Here is a 19,163-nt window from a genome sequence, read left to right on the forward strand (position 1 = left end):
GTGTGAATCACTAACGGAGTCGATCAGGTCGTTGCCGATCAGTTCGCGGAGCCAGTTCAGATGTTGACGTCGATTCAGTCGATCCGGGTCATCGGTGGTGGCTCCCACTTGCCCTCGAGCGCGTCTGCGCGCGGTGCGTAGAGACGCATGGTGAGGGAGAAGTCGCCGGTCGAGGGGATGGGGAGCCAGTTGCCGGTGGGGACCGATGGGCGTGGATCCTGTTGCTGGATGGCTAGTTCCACGGAGCCGTCGGGGGCCGCGACCATGGCGGGGAAGTGGCCTACCGAGTAGATCTCGTCGGGGTTGGGGACCAGGAAGCCTTGGGGGTCGTAGGCGGTGATCGAGGCGAAGGCTTCGACGGGGGGCCATCGGCCTGGTTCGAAGCGGATGCGGTAGCGGAGGGGGTTGCCTCGGTCGTCGGTGGTGGGGGCGTCCCGGTTCGCGTAGAAGACGTCGCGAATGGGGGCAAGGGTGGGGGAGCGTTTGGTGGTGGCCGCGCGGCGGAGGTAGTCGGTGCCGAAGCTGCCCAGGTCGACGGGGATCTCCCAGCCGTTGGCGTGGCGGGCGGTCGGGTCGGTCCAGTCGGCGATTCGGCGCTGTGCCTGCCGGACCGCTTCGTCGAGAACGTCGGCGGGGAGGTGGTCGACCACCCCACCCGGCTGGACGTCGATCGCGGCCAGTTCGGCCATCAGCGGCGCGTCGGCGGCGGCGGGCGGACCGCTGAGCATCAGCCGGCACAGGCGATTCAAGTAGGTGCGGCCGTCCATGGCGGCGATCCGTTTGACGGGCGGTTCCGGTCCGCGGTCGATCGCGTGGACCCTGCTGATCGTGCTGTCGTATTCACCGCGTTTCCAGGCGCTCGAGGGGATGAGCTTCAGTGTGTGCTGCCAGCGGTTGACGTTCGGTGCGTCCGCGGCACCGTTGATCTGGATCCGCGCGACGATCGCGCTCAGGGTCGACGGCATGTGCAGCCGGGTCATCCGCGCGGGCAGCTCGCCCGTCCACTTCGGCCCGGTGATGACGTAGGTGAACGGCGGACCGTCGGCGTCCACGGTGGTCCGTGGATCTTTACTTGTCAGGTCGTGCACGGTATCGGCCCACGCGTCGACCAGCTGGAACAGCCAGAACCTGTCGGGTTCCATCCCCGGGATCTGCAGCACCAGCGGCTCGTCGGTGAGGTCGAGCCACGATTGCGAATACACCACGTCGTGGCTGAGCCGGGCCGCGCCGCGGTCCAGCGGGTGGGGCAGGACGCTGTGATCGAGGGTGTTGGCCGGGGCGCTGGCCGCGCGCATCATGTCCTGCAGGATCATCGGATAGCCGAAGATGTAGGCGTCGATCGCCAGGGCGAGCACGTCCGGGGGACCGGTGGTGTCGATCGGCCCGAACGTCGGTTCATCACCACACCCGGGCAACACCGCCCCCACCGCGACCGCGGCACCGAGACCGAGCAACGATCGCCTGGTCAGCGCACTCGCGCGAGGATCCATGCACGCTCCGTTCGACGGCCTGATCGCCGAGCGTAGGCCGCGCCGGGAGCGGTCCGCCTCATCCGCGACGGGTGAAGTGGTCAGCCGAGCAGCACCCGCCGCATCAGGAAACCCACCCTGGCCCGGCCCGCGATCGGGTTGTCACCGAAACTCTGACCGAGGTCGATGACCATCGCGAACGCCGCGTGCACCAGGAACCGCGCCTCGGCCGCGGAGAGCTCCGGCCGCATATCGCGCACCAGCCGCGCCCATTCCTGCACGCTCAACCGCTGGATATTGCGCAGCACGGCACGTTCCTCGGCGGGCACGTGCCCGAACTCGGCGTAGTACACGACGGCGAGAGCCCGCTCGTCGAAGGTGTCGGCGACGAACTGGTCGACCAGCACACCCAGCGCCGCGCCGCTGTCGGGCGTGCTCGCGACAGCGGGTCCGATCGCCCCGGACACCCGATCCGCCGCCCGCCGGAACGCGGCGGCGAGGATGTCGGTCTTGCCGCGATAGAACCGGTACACCGCCGATGCCGCCGACAACCCCGCCGCCGAGGCGATGTCCTCCACGCTGACATTCGGATAGCCGCGTTTGTGGAACAGCTCCACCGCTTTACGGAGCAGCAGTTCATGTTTGAACGATTCCGGGATCTCGGCGCGGGCGCCCTGCTCCGAAACAGTCGCGGCAGGCGGCATTTCGGTGTCGGTCAGCGCCAGACACGCCGAACCGAGCAACTTGTTCAGCGTGCGAACGGGCAGTGCGGCGTGGTGATCGGCGATGCTGGTGATCACACCGAGGATCGCCGTGGAGACCATTCTCTGCTCAGCCGTGGTCAATTCGGGACGCAAGAGGGCCAGCTGCCCGTCGAGCGCGACCAGCACCGAACTCTGCTGCTCGTCGAGCACCACCCGATCCGCCGGCTCGAGGTAGCGGCCTTCCCATCGCACCAGCCGTACCGTCGCGCGATTCTCCACGGTCGCACCGATCAGCCCGGTCAGCATGTGCCGCAAACGTTGTGCCGCGGGCAGCGGGTCCTGCGCCGACACCACGATCGACGCGGTGAACGCCTGCCCGACCCGAAGTAACTCCTCCCGGAACAACGCGTACTTGCTCGGGTAGTGCCGATACAGCGCGGCCGAGCTGATTCCCAGCCCGGACGCGATGTCCTCCATGCTCACCCCGTGATACCCGGCGGCCCCGAACGCGACCGCCGACGACGCCGCGATCTGCGCCCGACGATTCTTCGGCCTACGCCGCACTTCAGTCCCAGCTACCCCACGCGCCCCACGAGTCTCGCTGACATTCATGCGAGAAGTGTATTGCAGCATGTCTGATGGCCTTTAAGGCGCTCGGACATCGCCCTTCTCGGGCGCCGTCGGTTCACGCCACGGTCGCGGCGTGTACGTCTGTTCCCGCGTCAACCAGGCCGGTTTCACCGAAACCCAGAGGGTGTCGGTCAGCGCCTTCCTGTCGGCGGGCATTGGTAGCCCGGCCTCCTGCTCGGGGGTCCGGGGATCGCGAAAAGTCTTGCTGGACTGATGGCCATGCGGCAAGGTTCACAGCCGCGTTGTGGTCACGGTCGGTATGAAAACCGCAACTGCACGAGAACACTCGATCAGCCAGTGTCAGAACGGCGTTGACGTCACCGCAGGCCGAGCAGCGCTTGCTCGACGGGTACCAGCGATCCGCAGTCAGCAGCGCGCCTCCGCGCCACGCCTGCTTGTAGCTGAGTAGCCGTGCGAAGGTTGCCCACCCTGCATCGCCTATCGCACGTGCCAGTCGGCGGTTGCTGAGCATGCCTCTCACGTTCAGATCTTCGATAACGAGCTGGTCGTGGGTTTTGACCAGCATGTTGGCGACCTGATGCAAGAAGTGACTCCGTATATTGGCAATCCGGTGATGATGCCGTGCCAACCGGGCTGCGGCAACTCGGTGTCGCTCCGATCCTTTCTGCTTGCGCGACAAGGATTTTGCGAGGCGGCGTTGCTGACGCAGCCCGGCGCCCAGCGGTCGGGGCGATCTTTCGACGCGGGCGACCTCGGTGCCCGCTGCTGAAGCGGCGACAGCGAACGTTGACAGCCCGAGGTCAATCCCGACCCAGCTGCCCTGGTCATGGAGGGCACGCGGCGGATGGCGGTGAGTGGGGTGCAGGTCGGCTGCTTGGGCAGTCAAACTGATCCACCAGCGTTCCGCCCGGAACATGACGGTGGCGTGCAGGATCTTCGCCCGCCCCTTGACGACCAAGCGCCGTAACCGACGGGTGTCCTCGCGAACCCTGATCGTGCCGATCCCGGGCAGAGTCACTGACCGCGGGGTCACGTCGCCAACTCTGATCGCTGCTTGCCCTCCGTTGCGCTGTCTATTGCGAAGCCGAAACGACGATTGGCTCGCGTTCTTCCTTTTGAAATGGGGAAATCCGACGCGCGGGCCTTTGCGCTTGCCGGTGCGCGAGTCCGCGAATGCGGCCAGTGCACGACCGCAATCGACTGCGGATTCTTCGAATACCTGCTGGCATACCTGTGTTCGCCACGCCAGGCCGGTTGTCTGAATCTGCGCGACCCCATCCGAATCGACAGCAAGGATGCGCCCAGCAGCTTCAGTCTTCTTCCACGCGTTGAATGAGTTGATCAAGTCGAATCCGGTCCATGGAACATGATGAGCCGAATCAGTTCCGCGTTGGGCAAGAGCGGTTTTCACCACTCTCAAACTCTGGTTGAACGCGAACCGAGCTGCCCCGGCATGGCGTGCGAGCGCGCGCTGCTGCTCGACCGTCGGGTCGAGGCAGTACCGGAACGCAGTATGTCGGCTCATTGAAGCCGAGTGTGGCATAGCCCACCGACACGGTTCGGTTCGCGACCGCGCTGTCAGGGCTTGTCGGGCGGGGTGATCCGGGCGTACCAGTCGAGCAGTGCTGGGTCGTCGACGGCGCTGCGTTCGACCACTCGGGCGGGGTCGGCGCCCTGGAAGAGCTTCTTGACGGGGACTTCCAGCTTCTTGCCGGTGCGGGTGTGGGGGATGCCGGGGGCTTCGCGGATCTCGTCGGGGACGTGGCGGGGGGAGACCTCGGTGCGGATCGCCGTGGCGAGGCGGGTTTTCAGGTCTTCGGTGAGTTCCGCGCCGGGGGCGAGCACGACGAACAGTGGCATCCAGTAGCCGCCGTCGGGTTGTTCGGCGCCGATCACCAGCGCCTCGGCGATCTCGGGAAACTGTTCGACGACCTGGTAGATGTCGGCGCTGCCCATGCGGATGCCGTGGCGGTTGAGGGTGGAATCGGAGCGGCCGTGCACGACGATGCTGCCGTGTCCGGTCAGGGTGATCCAGTCGCCGTGGCGCCATACGCCGGGGTAGGTGTCGAAATAGGCCGCGTGGTAGCGCTTTCCGTCGTCATCGCGCCAGAAGCTGACCGGCATCGACGGCATGGGTGCGGTGACCACCAGTTCGCCGACCTCGCCGCGCACGGGCTCGCCCTGCTCGTCGAAGGCGGCGAGGGCGACGCCCAGATACGGCGCCGACAGCTCACCCGGCCAGACCGGCACGGTCGGTACGCCGCCGACGAACGCCGACACCACGTCGGTACCGCCGCTGATCGAGTTCACCTGAACATGCTCGCCCGCGTTCTCGTTCAACCACAGCGCACTCGACACCGGCAGCGACGAACCGGTGATGCCGACCGAGCGCAGCGCTGACAGGTCGTGATCGGCGCGTGGCACGGAACCCGCTTTGATGCAGCCCAGAACATAGCCGGGGCTGGTCCCGAAAACGCTGACACCGACCTGAGCGGCCATGCGCCACAGGGCATCCGGTCCACCCGCGGTCGGGCTGCCGTCGTAGGTGACGATGGTGGCGCCGGTCAGCAGTCCCGCCACCTGGAAGTTCCACATCATCCAGCTCGGGCTGGTGTACCAGAAGAACGTATCGTCGGGGCCTATGTTCGATTGCAGCGCCACGGCTTTCAGATGCTCGAGCAGCACGCCGCCGTGGCCGTGGACGATGCCCTTCGGCAGCCCGGTGGTGCCGGAGGAGAACACGATCCACAACGGGTGATCGAAATCGACAGGGACAGTCTCGATCACACCGAGCCCGGCATCGGCGACCGCGTCCGTCCATGACAGCGCGTCCGACACCTCGAGTCCGAGCTGCGAGACGACGACGGTGGCGCGCAAGCCGGGCAGCCCATCCCGCAATGCCGCGATGTCGGTTCGCTTGTCGTGTTCCTTACCGCCGAAGCGGTAGCCGTCGGCGGTGACCAGCACCGCCGGGTCGAGCTGGCCGAGCCGGTCCAGCGCGGCCTTGGCGGAATAGTCCTGACCGCAGGCACTCCATACCGCGCCGATGCTGGCGGTGGCGAGGAAGGCGACGATCGCTTCCGGGATATTGGGCAGGTAGCCGATCACCCGGTCGCCCGCTTCGACACCCTGCTCACGCAAGGTGCGCGCGAAAACCGTGACCTGCTCGATCAATTCGGCCCAGGAAATCTCCTGTGGCTCGGCATCCTCGTGCAGGGCGATGACCGCCGGGCGGCCGAACTGGGCCATCCGGATGATCTGGTCGACATAGTTCAGCCGGGTACCGGGAAACCATTGTGCCCCCGGCATCTCGCGCGAGCCGAGGACCGCACCGGCGGTCTCGCCGAGTTCGAAGTAGTCCCACACGGCCTGCCAGAAGCCGGCGATGTCATCCACCGACCATTGCCACAGTGCCTGGTAGTCGGGGTATTCGTTGCCGGTTCGCGCGGTGATGAAGGCGGCGAAGCCGGTGATTCGGGCCGACGCGACGTCGTGTGCGTTCGGTACCCATTGCGGTTGCACCGTATGTCCTCCTCGAACTGGACTACTTCGGGTATCGGGAGATGGTTACCCGATGTTCAGCCGGGCACGCCCGCGCGCCGGACGATCTGTTCGGCGTGCCGGAGCACCGGGGCGTCGACCATCCGACCCTCGAACGCGAAGACACCGCGATGGTTGGGCACCGCCGCCAGCACCCGGTGCGCCCAGTCGAGCTCGGCGGGGTCGGGTGCGTAGCCGTCGCGGATCACCGCGACCTGACTCGGGTGGATGGCGACTTTGGCGTCGAAACCGACGGCGACCGCATCGCTGGTCTCCGCGGCGAGGCCAGCGAGATCCTTGATGTCCAAGTACACCGAGTCCAGGGCGAAGCGGCCGAATGCCTTGGCCGCCAGCAGGGTTGACGAGCGCACGTGCCGGGCCACCTCCCGGTAGCTCCCGTCGGCATGCCTGCTCGAGTTGCCGCCGAGCCCGGCGACCAGATCCTCGGCGCCCCACATCACGCCGATGGCATTGTCGGCCCGCACCGACTCGGCGACCCGCACCGCGCCGAGCGGCGATTCGACCAGCACGATCACCTCATAGCCCGCGAGGCTGCGAACCTGTTCGGCCGACTCGCATTTGGGCAGCATGATCCGGCGGTAGGCGGTCTGGGCGAGGACCGCCAGATCGGCCGCGTACTCGTCAGTGTCCGCCGCGTTGACACGAATCACAGTGTGCCGCGGGTCGAGTGGGGCTTCTTTCAGCGCCTGCCTGGCCGCGGGCTTGTCGCCCGCCGCGACTCCGTCCTCGAGATCGAGGATCACCACATCGGCCACCGCGGCGGCCTTCGCGAAGCGATCGGGGCGATCGGCCGGGCAGAACAGCCACGCGGGACCACTGGGCTGCCAGCTCATACTGCGTCCTTTCGGCGGGTGCGATGACCGCTCATGCTGTGGGTGCCTTGCGGACCAGTGTCTTGCGCACCGCGGTCGCCACGATCACCCCGTGCTGGTTGCGTGCGGTGTGTGCCAGGCTGACGATGCCCTCGCCGGGACGGCTCTTGGATTCGCGCTTGCCGGTGACCAGCGTCTCGGCGTACATGGTGTCACCGTGGAACAGCGGAGCGGGGATGGTCATGTCGGAGAAGCCGAGGTTGCCCACCAGCGTGCCCTGCGTGAGCTGGGCGACCGAGAGCCCGACCAGTGTCGACAGCGTGAACATCGAGTTCACCAGGCGCTGGTTGAACGGCGGCTGCGCCTCGGCGAAGGCCGCGTCCAGGTGCAGGGCCTGGGTGTTCATGGTCAGCGTGGTGAACAGGACATTGTCGGCCTCGGTGATGGTGCGGCCGGGCCGGTGCTCGTAGATCGTGTCGATCTCGAACTCCTCGAACCACAGGCCACGCTGCACGATCCGCCGGTTTTCGGTGCTCGATGGCGCCTGCTCTCGAGGCCCTGCGTGGTCACGCCCCGCTGCCGCCTCCGGGCCGCCGTGATCAGGCGCGGTCACAGACCGAGCTCCCGTGCGATCAGCATCAGCTGTACCTCCGTGGTGCCCTCGCCGATTTCCAGGATCTTGCTGTCACGGTAGTGCCTGGATACCGGGTATTCGTTCATGAAGCCGTTGCCGCCGAAGATCTGGGTGGCGTCGCGGGCATTGTCCATCGCGGCCTCGCTTGCGACCATCTTCGCGATCGACGCAGCCTTCTTGAACGGCTTGCCCGCCAGCATCAGCGCGGCGGCGTCGTAGTAGGCGGTGCGCGCGACGTGGGCGCGCGCCTCCATCCGGGCGATCTTGAACGCGATGGCCTGATTGCGGCCGATGGCCTGCCCGAAGGCCTGACGCTCACCCGCGTACCGCACGCTCTCGTCCACACAGCCCTGCGCCGCGCCGACCGCCAGCGCGGCGATGGCGATGCGGCCCTCGTCGAGGATGCGCAGGAAGTTGGCGTAGCCGCGACCGCGCTCGCCGAGCAGGTTCTCCTGCGGCACCCGCACATCGGTGAAGCTCAGCGGGTGGGTGTCGGAGGCGTTCCAGCCGACCTTGTTGTAGGCGGGTTCGGCCACGAAACCCGGCGTGGAGGTCGGCACCAGGATGGTGGAGATCTCCTTCTTGCCACCGGCCTGCCCGGTGACCGCGGTGACGGTGACCAGCCGGGTGATATCGGTGCCGGAGTTGGTGATGAACTGCTTGCTGCCGTTGATCACCCAGCTCTCGCCGTCGGGCACGGCGGTGGTTCTCGTACCGCCCGCATCGCTGCCCGCATCGGGTTCGGTGAGCCCGAAGCCCGCCAGCGTCTGTCCGCTGGTGAGCTGGGGCAGCCATTCGGTGCGCTGCTTGTCGTTGCCGAAGCGGTAGATCGGCATGGCGCCGAGCGACACACCCGCCTCGAGGGTGATCGCCACGCTCTGGTCGACCTTGCCGAGCTCCTCGAGTGCCAGGCACAGGGCGAAGTAGTCGCCGCCCATACCGCCGAACTCCTCGGGGAACGGCAGGCCGAACAGCCCCATCTCGCCCATGCCTGCCACGACTTCGTACGGAAAGCTGTGTTCGGCATCGTGTTTCGCCGATACCGGGGCGACGACCTGGTTGGCGAAATCGCGCACGGTGAGTGCGAGCTGGCGGTATTCCTCCGGCAGCGAACCGGTGGACAGGTAGTCGGTCATGCGGGGGTTCCTTCGCGCTCGGTCGGTGCCGCCGCGGTATCGGCGACGGCGGTTTCTGTCGCGGCTCCCGCTGCGACGGTTTCTGCGGGGTGGGCGACGACGCGCACCAGTACTTGGTCCAGCTTCACCTGGGCGCCCGCGACAGCGAGCACTTCCACCGTGCCCGCCACCGGCGCGGTGAGCGCGTGCTCCATCTTCATGGCCTCGATCACGATCACCGGATCGCCCACGGCGACGGTCGCGCCGTTGCGGACCGGCGTCGCGATCACCGAACCCGGCATGGGACTGCGGATTTCGGCGTCGCCGACGTGCGCGACATCGCCACGCACGGCGGCCTCGGCGACCTCGCGCAGGACGGCGAGGGCGCCGTCGTGGCTCACCCACAGCTGGCCGTCGGCCTCGGCGATGCGGTACTCGCGGCGGATGCCGTCGAGGGTGAGAGCGAGGCCGTCGGTGGTCGGGGAGACGCTGAGCGCCCGAGCCGTGAGGTCGGGGTTGTTCGGCCCCGCGGCGTTCACCGGGTCCGTGCCGGGATCGGCGCTCGTCGACTGCGGCCCGGCCGATTCCGGTACATCGTTGTCGAGCCGTACCGTCGCCGAATCCGGTGTGCCGCAGATGCGGACGTGCCTGGTCCGGTCGCCCGCCGACAGCCGCATCGTGGTCGGTGCCGGTGCGCCGAGGCGCCATCCCGAGGGGATCGACCACGGGTCGCCGCCGGTGGCGGGCCAGCGCCGCAACCAGTGCTGTGTCGCAGCGGCGATGAATTCGTCGTCGGTGGCCTCGGCGGACACGAAGTCGGCGACGCGACGATCGAGCAGCGCGGTGTCGAGACGCCCCGCCTGCACGTCGTCGTCGGCGAGCAGGAACCGCAGGAATTCGATATTGCTCGTCACACCCAGCAGCACAGTCTGTTCCAGTGCGCGATCCAGTGCGGCGAGTGCCTCGGCACGAGTAGTGCCCCGCGCGATCACCTTCGACAGCATCGGGTCGTAATCGCTACCCACCACGGTGCCTACCGAGATCCCCGAATCCACGCGCACGCCGGCGCCGTCCGGCTCCGACAGGGCGAGCACAGTGCCGCCGGTCGGCAGGAACCCGCGGCTCGGATCTTCCGCGTAGACGCGTGCCTCGATGGCGTGCCCGACGAGGTGGATCTCGTCCTGGGTGCGCGCCAGCTTCTGACCCGCGGCAACACGCACCTGACATTCCACCAGGTCGACCCCGGTGACCATCTCGGTCACCGGATGCTCCACCTGCAGACGGGTATTCATCTCCATGAAGAAGAACTCGTCCGGCTGGTCGGCCGAGACGATGAACTCCACGGTGCCCGCGCCCACGTAGTCCACGCTGCGGGCGGTATTGCAGGCGGCGGTGCCGATCCGGGCCCGGGTCTCGGGGTCGAGCAGCGGTGACGGAGCCTCCTCGATCACCTTCTGATGCCTGCGCTGCAAGCTGCATTCGCGCTCACCCAGGTGCACCACATTGCCGAACTTGTCGGCCAGGATCTGCACCTCGATGTGGCGCGGCCGGTTGACGAACCGTTCCAGGAACAGGGTGTCGTCGCCGAAGGCCGCACCGGCTTCACGCCGGGCGCTCACCAGCGCGGCAGGCAGATCGGCGGGGTCGGTGACCCGGCGCATGCCCTTGCCGCCACCACCGGCGGAGGGCTTCACCAGTACCGGGTAGCCGACTTCTGCTGCGGCGGCGAGCAATTGGTCATCGGTCAGACCAGGTTCGGCGATGCCGGGCACCACCGGAACCCCGAACGCCGTCACCGTCTTCTTCGCGGCGATCTTGTCGCCCATCACCTCGATGGCCTTCGCTGGCGGCCCGAGAAACACGATGCCCGCATCGGCGAGTGCCGCCGCGAAGGCCGAATTCTCCGACAGGAAGCCATATCCCGGATGCACAGCCTGCGCGCCGGATCGAACAGCGGCGTCGACGACCTTCTCGATCGACAGGTAGCTCTCGCGCGCGGGCGCGGGCCCGAGCCGTACCGCGATATCGGCTTCACGCACATGGCGCGCGCCGGCGTCGGCGTCGCTGTATACCGCGACCGAGCGAATGCCCATGGCGCGCAAGGTCTTGATCACCCGCACCGCGATCTCGCCGCGGTTGGCGACCAGGACGGTGTCGAATTCGACGGGTTGATTCTTGTTCAGCATGTCGCTCACTCCTGCGCCTCGCTGGCGCTCGGCTCCGTCGTGCGCGACGGCGCACTGTATTTGTGGTTCACTCGCTGACGCTCCTTCACATCCGGAAGACGCCGTAGGAAACGGGTTCGAGCGGCGCTTGCGCGCACACCGAAAGGGCAAGGCCGAGCGCTGTTCTGGTGTCGGTCGGCGCGATGACGCCGTCGTCCCAGATCCGCGCCGTCGAATAGTAGGGGTTGCCCTGGGTCTCGTACTGGTCCCGGATCGGCGCCTTGAAGGCCTCCTGATCCTGCTCGGACCACGGCTTGCCCGCGCTGTCGAGCTGATCGCCGCGCACCGTCGACAGCACCGAGGCGGCCTGCTCGCCACCCATCACCGAGATGCGCGCGTTCGGCCACATCCACAGGAAGCGCGGTGAATACGCGCGCCCGCACATCGAATAGTTGCCCGCGCCGTAGGAGCCGCCGATCACCACGGTCAGCTTCGGCACCCGCGCGCACGCCACCGCGGTGACCATCTTCGCGCCGTGCTTGGCGATGCCGCCCGCCTCGTAGTCGCGCCCGACCATGAAGCCGGTGATGTTCTGCAGGAACAGCAGCGGGATCGTGCGCTTGTCGCACAGTTCGATGAAATGCGCGCCCTTCATGGCGGACTCGGCGAACAGCACGCCGTTGTTGGCGACGATGCCGACCGGATGGCCGTGGATGCGAGCGAACCCGGTGACCAGGGTCTTGCCGTATTCGGCCTTGAACTCGTGGAATCCGGCCTCGCCGTCGACGATCCGGTCGATCACCTCGCGCACGTCATAGGGCGTGCGCGGGTCGACAGGGACCACGTCGTAGAGCTCGCCCTCGTTTTTGGCGGGCGGGGTGCTCGGTAGCACCTCCCACGGCGCCGCCGGCTTCGGGCCGAGCGTGCCGACGATCTTGCGGACGATGCGCAGCGCGTCGCGATCGTCGTCGGCCAGATGGTCGGTGACGCCGGAGGTCCGCGAATGCAGCAGGCCGCCGCCGAGCTCCTCGGCGGTGACGACCTCGCCGGTCGCGGCCTTCACCAGCGGCGGGCCGCCGAGGAAGATGGTGCCCTGATCACGCACGATGACGGCCTCGTCGGCCATCGCGGGCACATACGCGCCGCCCGCGGTGCACGAGCCCATGACCGCCGCGATCTGGGCGATGCCCTTGGCGCTCATGTTCGCCTGGTTGTAGAAGATGCGGCCGAAGTGCTCGCGGTCGGGGAACACCTCGTCCTGGCGCGGCAGGAAGGCGCCGCCGGAGTCCACCAGGTACACACATGGCAGGTTGTTCTGCGCGGCCACTTCCTGCGCGCGCAGGTGCTTCTTCACCGAGATCGGGTAGTACGTGCCGCCCTTGACCGTCGCGTCGTTGGCCAGGATCAGGCACTCACGGCCCGAGATGCGGCCGATGCCGGCGATCATGCCCGCGCCGGGGCACTCGTCGCCGTACATGCCGTTGCCGGCCAGCGGCGCCAGCTCGAGGAACGGGCTGCCCGGGTCGAGCAGCTGCTCGACCCGCTCGCGGGGGAGCAGTTTGCCCCTGGCCACGTGCCGTTCGCGGGACTTCTGCGGACCACCGAGCGCGGCCGTGGCCAGCCGCTGCCGCAGATCGGCGACCAGGGCACCGTGCGCGTCCCGGTTGCTCGTCGCGGTGGCTTCGGTCTCTTGCGTAACCGTCATCGCGCCATTCTCTCACTCGGTTAATCGCCAATAACTGAAATTCAGGTTAATCTTGACTAACCGAGTTGTCCAGAGGGGCTGCCAGATGTCGACTACCGAGCCTGTTCAGGTGACCCGCCGCGAGCAGCTCAAAGCCCAGCGTCGCGAACAGTTGCTGGCTGCGGGCGCCCGCCTGATCGCCGACCGCGGCTTCTTGGGCGTGCGCCTCGACGACCTCGGCGCGGCGGTCGGCATCAGCGGCCCCGCCGTCTACCGTCACTTCGCGAACAAAGAGGCGCTGCTGGTCGAGCTCCTCGTCGGCATCAGCGAGCGCCTGCTGGCGGGCGGCCGCGCCGTTGTCGACGACTCGCCGTCGGCCGCGACGGCACTGCCCGCCCTGGTCGACTTCCACCTCGACTTCGCCTTCGGCAACCCCGAACTCATCCGCATCCAGGACCGCGACCTCGACAACGTCCCCGCCAACGACCGCCGGATCTTGCGCCGCACTCAACGCCAATACGTCGAAATCTGGGTAGGCGTCCTGCGCGAACTGAACCCCGCCCTCCCCGAGGAAGCCGCCCGCATCCAGGCCCACGCCGCCTTCGGCCTGATCAACTCCACCCCCCACAGTGCGTCGGCGGCGAGTGCCGCCAAGGCCAGGCCGGTGCTGCGACAGATGGCCCTGGCTGCTCTCGCGGACTCATAGCGCCCCGCATGCGGCCTTCGCTGACGGCGGTGAACTGTCCGCGGCGCCGCAAGCTTGCGGCATATACAAAAATTCGTATACTGAGTCGTGTGAAGCGACTCGAGTTCGTTGGCACAGCACTGGATGACCTACGCGAGTTCCCTCTCGTTGCCCGTCGCGAGTGCGGCTTTCAACTCGACCGCGTTCAACGTGGTCTCGAGCCAACGGATTGGCGGCCCATGCGATCCGTCGGGCTCGGGGTGTGCGAGATCCGAGTTCGCGAGGACTCCGGTGCGTTTCGTGTCATATACCTGGCGAAACTCGCTGACCGGATCCTTGTGCTGCACTGCTTTCAGAAGAAGACTCAGAAGACATCGGATTCTGATCTGGCGCTGGCGGCGAAGCGATACGCACGGGCCGGTGGTGCGAACGGGAAGGGAGAGCGCTGATGGCGGACGAGACGTTCGACAGCGTGTGGGATGCGATCGAGGACACCCCACAGGAAGCGGAGAACATGCGGCTGCGGTCGCGGCTGATGATCGCGCTGACCGAGCACATCGAGAGTTCCGGCTGGACGCAGGTGTCGGCTGCCGAGCGACTCGGGGTGACGCAGCCTCGAGTGTCGGATCTGATGCGCGGGAAGATCGGCCTGTTCAGCTTGGACGCACTGGTCAATATGGTTGTCGCAGCGGGTATGCATGTCGAGATGAGTGTTCGTGCCGCATGAACGGCGTGGACCCGAGGACTCTGTCGATCGGCCGACCGCCTTGGCACGATGGGGTAGGGAAGGCCGTATTGAACCTGCTCGCAAGCAGAAGCGGCTCGCGCCCGAACCGATTCATGTCAGCGGAACAGTCACCGATTTGATCGACGACCAACGGCGATAGCTCGGGTCAGGCGATCTGGTTCCAGAGCCGGCCCGGGCCGACGGGTTCGGCGCCGTCGCGGCGGCCTTGGCGGCACCTTGGAGGACAACGGTGACCTCGGTGGTCTCCGGGAGGCGGGTGGTCAATGTGAGGTGGAATGTGTCCAAGCTCCTGATCGAGGTCGACGATGAGGCGCTCGCAGAGGCTCAGCAACTTCTCGGAACATCGACGAAGAAGGTGACCGCCAACGCGGCTCTCGCTGAGTTTGCGAACCGACTCGAGCGAGTCAGGGCGTTGAACAGTCTTGCTGATATGGCTGAGCAGGGCGACTTCGATGTGTTGCTCGACAAGGCCAATTACCGAGGGTGATCAGCTATCGACTGACTCGATCGACAGTAGTGATACCTGGCGGTATCATGCGTGTATGGCTATGACACTGCGGTTGTCCGAGGAGCAGACGGCCGCACTGCGCCGTCGCGCGGAGGCCGAACACACGTCGATGCAGCAGGTTGCCCTGGCGGCTATCGACGACTACATCAATCAACCTACCGAGCTGGGACGGCGTCGCGCAGTGCCGGTCGATGAGCTACTCGCGGCTTTCGGAGACCTGCCGCCGATGGATCTCGAACGATTCAGAGCAGACCAGGACGAGCACATCGATGGGTCTGCCCACTTCGACGCCTACCTCCGCGCACCGCGGTCCGGGGACGCGGAGTGACCGCCAAGCATCTGCGTGGACTCGCCGACACCAACATCCTGATCTACCTGGAGCAGCTGCCAAAGGAGTCGCTGCCCGGTGAGCTGTTGACCAGTACCGTCACCCTTGCCGAGCTGTCCGCCGGTGTCCACCAGACCGACGACGCGGTAGAGCGGGCGCGGCGCATCGCGCGCCTGCAGCGGACAGAAGCGGTGTTCGACCCCTTGCCTTTCGACGCGGAGGCCGCACGACAGTACGGGCTTATCGCCGCGGCCGTGATCGCCTACGGCCGCAAACCCCGACGCCGAGAAGCAGATTTGATGATCGCGGCAGTCGCCGCCGCCCGCCGACTCCCGCTGTTCACTACTAGTCCCGACGATTTCAGGGGCACCGAAGGGGTCGTCACGGTCGTTCCGGTCCCACGCCCGTAACCTCCCCACTCGGGCGTTTGATGGGCCGCTGATATTCCCCCTAGCTACCGTCGAGCGATCCCGCGACAATATTTGCTACATTGCGAACCTGGTCGCAGGGCGCTGGCTCGGGAACCGAGGTAGTTGGTGGAGTCGTCAAAGACACCAACATGGTTCCGTCCGGAGATTCAATGGCAGCGTCGCACGTGGGGATTGCCAACGGCGGGCGATAGATTACAGCGGGTCGGCCGTTGATGGAGTTCGTGCTGACAACCTCATTACGCGGGTTTTGTCTGATCTCTGCCACTTTTTCGCTGTTGGTGAGGATGGAGAGGAAGCCGGTCAGGGACTCCTCTCCATTCACCAGCTCGGATCTGCGGAAACTGCAGCCGATCTTTGTCCACAACGACGAGGTCACCTCGGATGCGTATCGTTGTCGACTGTTCGGATCAAACCCCGCCTGGGAAATGAGGGAATCCACGACTCGGAAGCAGGGATCAAACGCCACGGCACGAGGAACGACTTGATCTGGGGCAGGAGGGATGGGCACTTTGATTCCCGGCGCAGCGCTACCTTCCACCGCCTTGCTCGTGTTAGCAGCAACAGTGCTGGAGCTGGCAGCGTTAGTTGTGCTCGGCAAGGCACTGCCATCTTCACCGGAAGCGCACGCGGCGAGGGTCCAGACCGCAGCCAGAGAGCATGCTCTACCCCCGACAATCCATCGCGATCGGCGTTTTGAAGTCTCGTCCAATTCTTGAATCCCGTTCGTCTGAGCGTGTCCCGCCGGGCGACCGACGCATCGAAGGTTGATGGCCTGTGTGTTGCCACCCGCGATGTGTCAATTGCAGTGTATCCGAGGCATCGCTTCCGTCCAGATCCGGTTCCGGCAGTGGAACCTTCTGTCTCCTAAGGCACTAGCCTCGATCCTTCGCCCGGTCAGCGGGTTGGCTGTTGTTGCCCGCCACAAGGGCACGCTGAAATCACAGCTCACAGTCAATTTCCAGACCCCGCTGACGACCTGTCTGCGGGTGGTCCAGTGGAACCGACTGCGACACATCGACATACGTCTCGGCTATCGCGTTTGCCAGCTGTGACGTTCGGGCTTACGATCATGCAAAGTTCGAAAACTGCACCCTGGGGGGCCGTGAGTTTGTTCAATTGTGCACAACAGGAATCTAATTCGCCAGGGACCAGGATCACCTGAGCCGATGATCTCGCGCTGGCGCGGCATGGCCACGGGTTCCGCGGACTCGCCACTGCCCTGGTACTTTCAAGGTCGGGAGCTCTCGACCTCGAAGATTCGGCTGTCGCGAATTTGCTCACAGTATCCCACACAGGACATCGTGGGCATTCAGCAACATGGATTGGCGGACGCCGCACCGTCCGGCCCTCCCTATGGTCCAAATCGCTTCTGCGATTGATATTTAGAATCACCGTCGGGTAGAGAGTGAAGTTAGTTGAGTCAACAGTTTTCCGCTAATCCTTCCGAAATCGCTGGGATGGGCGAACTCCTGAGTGAGGTAGGTCGCGATGCCTGGAATGCTGCCGAGTTTATCGGACAGCACGGAGTTGGGGCCGAATGGGTAAGTGGGCCAATCATCGACGACATAGTTTCGTATGTGGATTCGTGTGCCACGATGTGGAAGAGTCGCATGGCTGGCATTGGGACGACCACTGCCGATTCTGGCCTGGAGTTGAGGGAAGCGGCCTGGCTCTATCACGATAAGGATCAGCAGAACTATGAGGCCCTCAACAAGCACAAGTCAAATATTATGGTCACCGGGGACCAGTCGGTGCCCGTCTACGCTGACAGGGCGGCGGTCGGTGCTGTACAGGCTTACGAAGGCGCCGCGAAGTATTCCAAGCCGGAGGAGGTGAAACTGGAAGCACCGACTGCCAACAAAGAAGAACTGGTGGAGCTTATCGGATCCGCATTTGGTCCGATCGGAGACGTCAATGACACCGTGAAGCGAATTACGAAAGGTGTTGGCAGAGAGTTCGACCCGCTCGGTGAAGTATTGAAGCCAGTACCGGGCAACTGGAGCGAAATTCGCCGAATCGGCGAGTCCTACAAGGTAGCCGGGCAGGCAATGGAGGCGTGTGGGAAGAACCTTGAATTTGGGCTGAAGCGCTTGGCGGGATCTGCGGCAGGTGGTACCCCTAACTGGGATGGAAAGGCGGCGATCGCCTTCGAGGACTGGGCAAATCGCCAGATTGCCGCCATGAAATGGGAGGGCCCTACCGGAAGGTTGATCGCCGAAGCGCTGGGGGAGGTTACCAATCAGCTTCGCGACGCGATTCACAAGGCTCTTCAATGGCTTTGGGATCTACTTGAGATCCCGCTCAAGGTCACGGCTGACAGCGTCGCGGAGGCATTCAAGGTGTGCTTCAAAAAGATCCCAGTGGTCGGCTGGGCTGCCACCGTTACTGAAATGGCAATCAAGGTGGTGAATATCGTCAACGATGTGATCCAACTCATTGACAAAATTCGAGCCCTGGTAGATAAGGTAAAACAATTCCTTGAAATAGTAAAAGACCCGGTCAAGTCGGTTCAGGAAGGCGTGACTCAGAAGTTCGAGGAACTCGTACAGCCGTTCGCGAAGGGTGTCAAAGCCGGTGATATTTTGCAGGATGCAGCTAAATCTGCGCAGCTAAATGACACAATTAACAGGCCGGACGGAAGGTTCGACTCGGGCGACGGCCAGAACCCATGGGCGAACTCATGAGGCCGCAGTGGAGCTCCGAGCGTGAGTCGGACGCCGATCCTGTAGTCGAGGCGGCTGTTCGAGATTTGATGGGTGCAGTCGACGATCTCCGCACGGCCTGTATTCGCATCGACAACTTCGACATGCAGGCGTACTTTGCCGAACCGACCGAGGTCACGGACGATTTCATGTGGATCCTGGCGGAGCGACCCGGGGCATCGGCGGAGCTGGTCTCTTATGCGCTTTTCGTGCGAGACCGCGGGTACCAATGGTCCGATATCGAGAAATTCGCGCGGCCTGTGCCGCCAGAAATTGCAGAGCTGAAATCCTCGGATAGATTCATTTGGAAGTGGACTCCGGAATCTGAGGCGTCGCACTCTGATCCACCTCATGAAGTGTGGCGGGGCAGCAATGCCGTCGGTCCGTCCGACTGGGACGATGACTTCGATCAGACCCCTGATTCCTGGTTGGAATAATGGCCCCCGGTCGCCGGTTTCCGCTACCGCAGGCGAAACCGGCCACCTACCAGATATCCACCCAGCCGGGCCGTTCCGGGATATCGAACGCTCCGGAACGCCCCCGCACCAACATCGGCATGGTGGCCCCCTCCGGGAAACGGGCATTCAATGCGCAGGCTCTTCCTTGGCGGAACGGAGTGAACATGTACTCCTTCTGTAGTCGATGATCCATCCCAGTCTCCGGATGCACGAAATCCACCTCGATCCTCACCCGATGTTCGTCGAGACCTGTAGCTCGGCTTACTCTGCGATAGCGGGATTCCACGACGGACCCGGCGACCATCCTCCCCCTCCGCTGCAGATAGGCCCGACGGCCGCGCCAAACCAGACCCAACACCTGCGCCCATAGCACGATTCCGAACACGATGCTCAGCGGAAACGATAACGCCAGCACGGCATCATTCCCTGACCACTGCCCCAGTCCCAGGCCAACTTTCAAGACTCCCGCAGCAAAGGGGATGATGCCTCCTCCCGAGATCAGCATCCACAACAAAGTCGTTGGGTTGACCAACTTATGTCTGCGTCCCATCAAACTCCCCTAACCTGG

At 65.2% G+C, this 19,163-nt stretch carries 19 protein-coding genes; 8 read left to right on the top strand and 11 right to left on the bottom strand.

Annotated features, from left to right (window positions below; all coding sequences use genetic code 11):
* Positions 1-74 precede the first annotated feature (74 nt).
* The 9 genes from ACTWPB_RS10945 to ACTWPB_RS10985 all read right to left on the bottom strand — a co-directional run bounded on the left by ACTWPB_RS10945 (position 75) and on the right by ACTWPB_RS10985 (position 12,756).
* A complete protein-coding gene (locus ACTWPB_RS10945) occupies positions 75-1,490 on the bottom strand; it encodes a DUF1254 domain-containing protein (RefSeq protein ID WP_446225548.1) in 1,416 nt (471 codons plus the stop codon).
* Between the two features lie 80 nt (positions 1,491-1,570).
* Complete coding sequence (locus ACTWPB_RS10950) at positions 1,571-2,785, bottom strand: TetR/AcrR family transcriptional regulator (RefSeq protein ID WP_446225549.1); 1,215 nt, start codon at positions 2,783-2,785, stop codon at positions 1,571-1,573.
* 73 nt (positions 2,786-2,858) lie between these two features.
* On the bottom strand, positions 2,859-4,289 hold the full coding sequence (locus ACTWPB_RS10955) for an RNA-guided endonuclease InsQ/TnpB family protein (protein ID WP_446225550.1): 1,431 nt from the start codon (positions 4,287-4,289) through the stop codon (positions 2,859-2,861).
* A 53-nt stretch (positions 4,290-4,342) separates the two neighbouring features.
* Positions 4,343-6,286 carry an acetoacetate--CoA ligase gene (locus tag ACTWPB_RS10960; protein WP_446225551.1) on the bottom strand — a complete coding sequence of 648 codons (1,944 nt, stop codon included), beginning with the start codon at positions 6,284-6,286 and terminating at the stop codon, positions 4,343-4,345.
* 56 nt (positions 6,287-6,342) lie between these two features.
* Complete coding sequence (locus ACTWPB_RS10965; protein ID WP_446225552.1) at positions 6,343-7,158, bottom strand: HpcH/HpaI aldolase/citrate lyase family protein; 816 nt, start codon at positions 7,156-7,158, stop codon at positions 6,343-6,345.
* A 31-nt stretch (positions 7,159-7,189) separates the two neighbouring features.
* A complete protein-coding gene (locus ACTWPB_RS10970) occupies positions 7,190-7,654 on the bottom strand; it encodes a MaoC family dehydratase (protein ID WP_446226299.1) in 465 nt (154 codons plus the stop codon).
* 92 nt (positions 7,655-7,746) lie between these two features.
* Complete coding sequence (locus tag ACTWPB_RS10975) at positions 7,747-8,907, bottom strand: acyl-CoA dehydrogenase family protein (RefSeq protein ID WP_446225553.1); 1,161 nt, start codon at positions 8,905-8,907, stop codon at positions 7,747-7,749.
* A complete protein-coding gene (locus ACTWPB_RS10980) occupies positions 8,904-11,072 on the bottom strand; it encodes an acetyl/propionyl/methylcrotonyl-CoA carboxylase subunit alpha (RefSeq protein WP_446225554.1) in 2,169 nt (722 codons plus the stop codon). Before ACTWPB_RS10980 ends, ACTWPB_RS10975 begins: the two co-directional genes overlap by 4 nt.
* A gap of 85 nt (positions 11,073-11,157) precedes the next feature.
* Positions 11,158-12,756 carry a carboxyl transferase domain-containing protein gene (locus ACTWPB_RS10985; RefSeq protein ID WP_446225555.1) on the bottom strand — a complete coding sequence of 533 codons (1,599 nt, stop codon included), beginning with the start codon at positions 12,754-12,756 and terminating at the stop codon, positions 11,158-11,160.
* Between the two features lie 85 nt (positions 12,757-12,841).
* On the opposite strand from ACTWPB_RS10985, the gene ACTWPB_RS10990 reads away from it, so the two are divergent.
* The 6 genes from ACTWPB_RS10990 (at position 12,842) to ACTWPB_RS11015 (ending at position 15,414) form a co-directional block, all read left to right on the top strand.
* Complete coding sequence (locus tag ACTWPB_RS10990) at positions 12,842-13,441, top strand: SACE_7040 family transcriptional regulator (RefSeq protein ID WP_446225556.1); 600 nt, start codon at positions 12,842-12,844, stop codon at positions 13,439-13,441.
* A gap of 8 nt (positions 13,442-13,449) precedes the next feature.
* Positions 13,450-13,869, top strand: coding sequence for a type II toxin-antitoxin system RelE/ParE family toxin (locus tag ACTWPB_RS10995; protein WP_446225557.1), 420 nt, complete (start codon positions 13,450-13,452; stop codon positions 13,867-13,869).
* Entirely contained in the window at positions 13,869-14,147 is a 279-nt protein-coding gene (locus ACTWPB_RS11000; protein WP_301903639.1) for a helix-turn-helix domain-containing protein, read from the top strand. The genes ACTWPB_RS10995 and ACTWPB_RS11000 overlap by 1 nt, the downstream gene beginning before the upstream one ends.
* Positions 14,148-14,445: 298 nt before the next feature.
* The gene (locus ACTWPB_RS11005; RefSeq protein WP_446225558.1) at positions 14,446-14,655 is read left to right on the top strand and encodes a type II toxin-antitoxin system VapB family antitoxin; all 210 of its coding nucleotides are present in this window, start codon (positions 14,446-14,448) and stop codon (positions 14,653-14,655) included.
* A gap of 55 nt (positions 14,656-14,710) precedes the next feature.
* A complete protein-coding gene (locus ACTWPB_RS11010) occupies positions 14,711-15,004 on the top strand; it encodes a hypothetical protein (protein WP_446225559.1) in 294 nt (97 codons plus the stop codon).
* Positions 15,001-15,414, top strand: a complete 414-nt coding sequence (locus ACTWPB_RS11015) for a PIN domain-containing protein (protein ID WP_446225560.1) — start codon at positions 15,001-15,003, stop codon at positions 15,412-15,414. Before ACTWPB_RS11010 ends, ACTWPB_RS11015 begins: the two co-directional genes overlap by 4 nt.
* Before the next feature lie 40 nt (positions 15,415-15,454).
* Here the strand turns inward: ACTWPB_RS11015 and ACTWPB_RS11020 are convergent, their stop codons facing one another.
* A complete protein-coding gene (locus tag ACTWPB_RS11020; protein WP_446225561.1) occupies positions 15,455-16,144 on the bottom strand; it encodes a DUF3558 domain-containing protein in 690 nt (229 codons plus the stop codon).
* 748 nt (positions 16,145-16,892) lie between these two features.
* On the opposite strand from ACTWPB_RS11020, the gene ACTWPB_RS11025 reads away from it, so the two are divergent.
* Together ACTWPB_RS11025 and ACTWPB_RS11030 are read left to right on the top strand one after the other, a co-directional pair.
* Positions 16,893-18,119 carry a hypothetical protein gene (locus ACTWPB_RS11025; RefSeq protein ID WP_446225562.1) on the top strand — a complete coding sequence of 409 codons (1,227 nt, stop codon included), beginning with the start codon at positions 16,893-16,895 and terminating at the stop codon, positions 18,117-18,119.
* Entirely contained in the window at positions 18,104-18,574 is a 471-nt protein-coding gene (locus ACTWPB_RS11030) for a hypothetical protein (protein WP_446225563.1), read from the top strand. The genes ACTWPB_RS11025 and ACTWPB_RS11030 overlap by 16 nt, the downstream gene beginning before the upstream one ends.
* A 46-nt stretch (positions 18,575-18,620) precedes the next feature.
* Here the strand turns inward: ACTWPB_RS11030 and ACTWPB_RS11035 are convergent, their stop codons facing one another.
* Positions 18,621-19,100, bottom strand: a complete 480-nt coding sequence (locus ACTWPB_RS11035) for a hypothetical protein (protein WP_446225564.1) — start codon at positions 19,098-19,100, stop codon at positions 18,621-18,623.
* Positions 19,101-19,163 lie beyond the last annotated feature (63 nt).

The organism is Nocardia sp. IBHARD005 (assembly GCF_052814245.1).

Excerpts from the sequence above, each read along its gene's own strand:
- ACTWPB_RS11035 (WP_446225564.1), bottom strand. The coding sequence starts at position 19,100 with ATGCTGATCTCGGGAGGAGGCATCATCCCCTTTGCTGCGGGAGTCTTG.
- ACTWPB_RS11025 (WP_446225562.1), top strand. The coding sequence starts at position 16,893 with ATGGGCGAACTCCTGAGTGAGGTAGGTCGCGATGCCTGGAATGCTGCC.
- ACTWPB_RS11000 (WP_301903639.1), top strand. The coding sequence starts at position 13,869 with ATGGCGGACGAGACGTTCGACAGCGTGTGGGATGCGATCGAGGACACC.
- ACTWPB_RS10975 (WP_446225553.1), bottom strand. The coding sequence starts at position 8,907 with ATGACCGACTACCTGTCCACCGGTTCGCTGCCGGAGGAATACCGCCAG.
- ACTWPB_RS11010 (WP_446225559.1), top strand. The coding sequence starts at position 14,711 with ATGGCTATGACACTGCGGTTGTCCGAGGAGCAGACGGCCGCACTGCGC.
- ACTWPB_RS10990 (WP_446225556.1), top strand. The coding sequence starts at position 12,842 with ATGTCGACTACCGAGCCTGTTCAGGTGACCCGCCGCGAGCAGCTCAAA.
- ACTWPB_RS10945 (WP_446225548.1), bottom strand. The coding sequence starts at position 1,490 with ATGGATCCTCGCGCGAGTGCGCTGACCAGGCGATCGTTGCTCGGTCTC.
- ACTWPB_RS10965 (WP_446225552.1), bottom strand. The coding sequence starts at position 7,158 with ATGAGCTGGCAGCCCAGTGGTCCCGCGTGGCTGTTCTGCCCGGCCGAT.
- ACTWPB_RS11030 (WP_446225563.1), top strand. The coding sequence starts at position 18,104 with ATGGGCGAACTCATGAGGCCGCAGTGGAGCTCCGAGCGTGAGTCGGAC.
- ACTWPB_RS10980 (WP_446225554.1), bottom strand. The coding sequence starts at position 11,072 with ATGCTGAACAAGAATCAACCCGTCGAATTCGACACCGTCCTGGTCGCC.
- ACTWPB_RS10995 (WP_446225557.1), top strand. The coding sequence starts at position 13,450 with ATGCGGCCTTCGCTGACGGCGGTGAACTGTCCGCGGCGCCGCAAGCTT.
- ACTWPB_RS10985 (WP_446225555.1), bottom strand. The coding sequence starts at position 12,756 with ATGACGGTTACGCAAGAGACCGAAGCCACCGCGACGAGCAACCGGGAC.
- ACTWPB_RS10950 (WP_446225549.1), bottom strand. The coding sequence starts at position 2,785 with ATGAATGTCAGCGAGACTCGTGGGGCGCGTGGGGTAGCTGGGACTGAA.
- ACTWPB_RS10955 (WP_446225550.1), bottom strand. The coding sequence starts at position 4,289 with ATGAGCCGACATACTGCGTTCCGGTACTGCCTCGACCCGACGGTCGAG.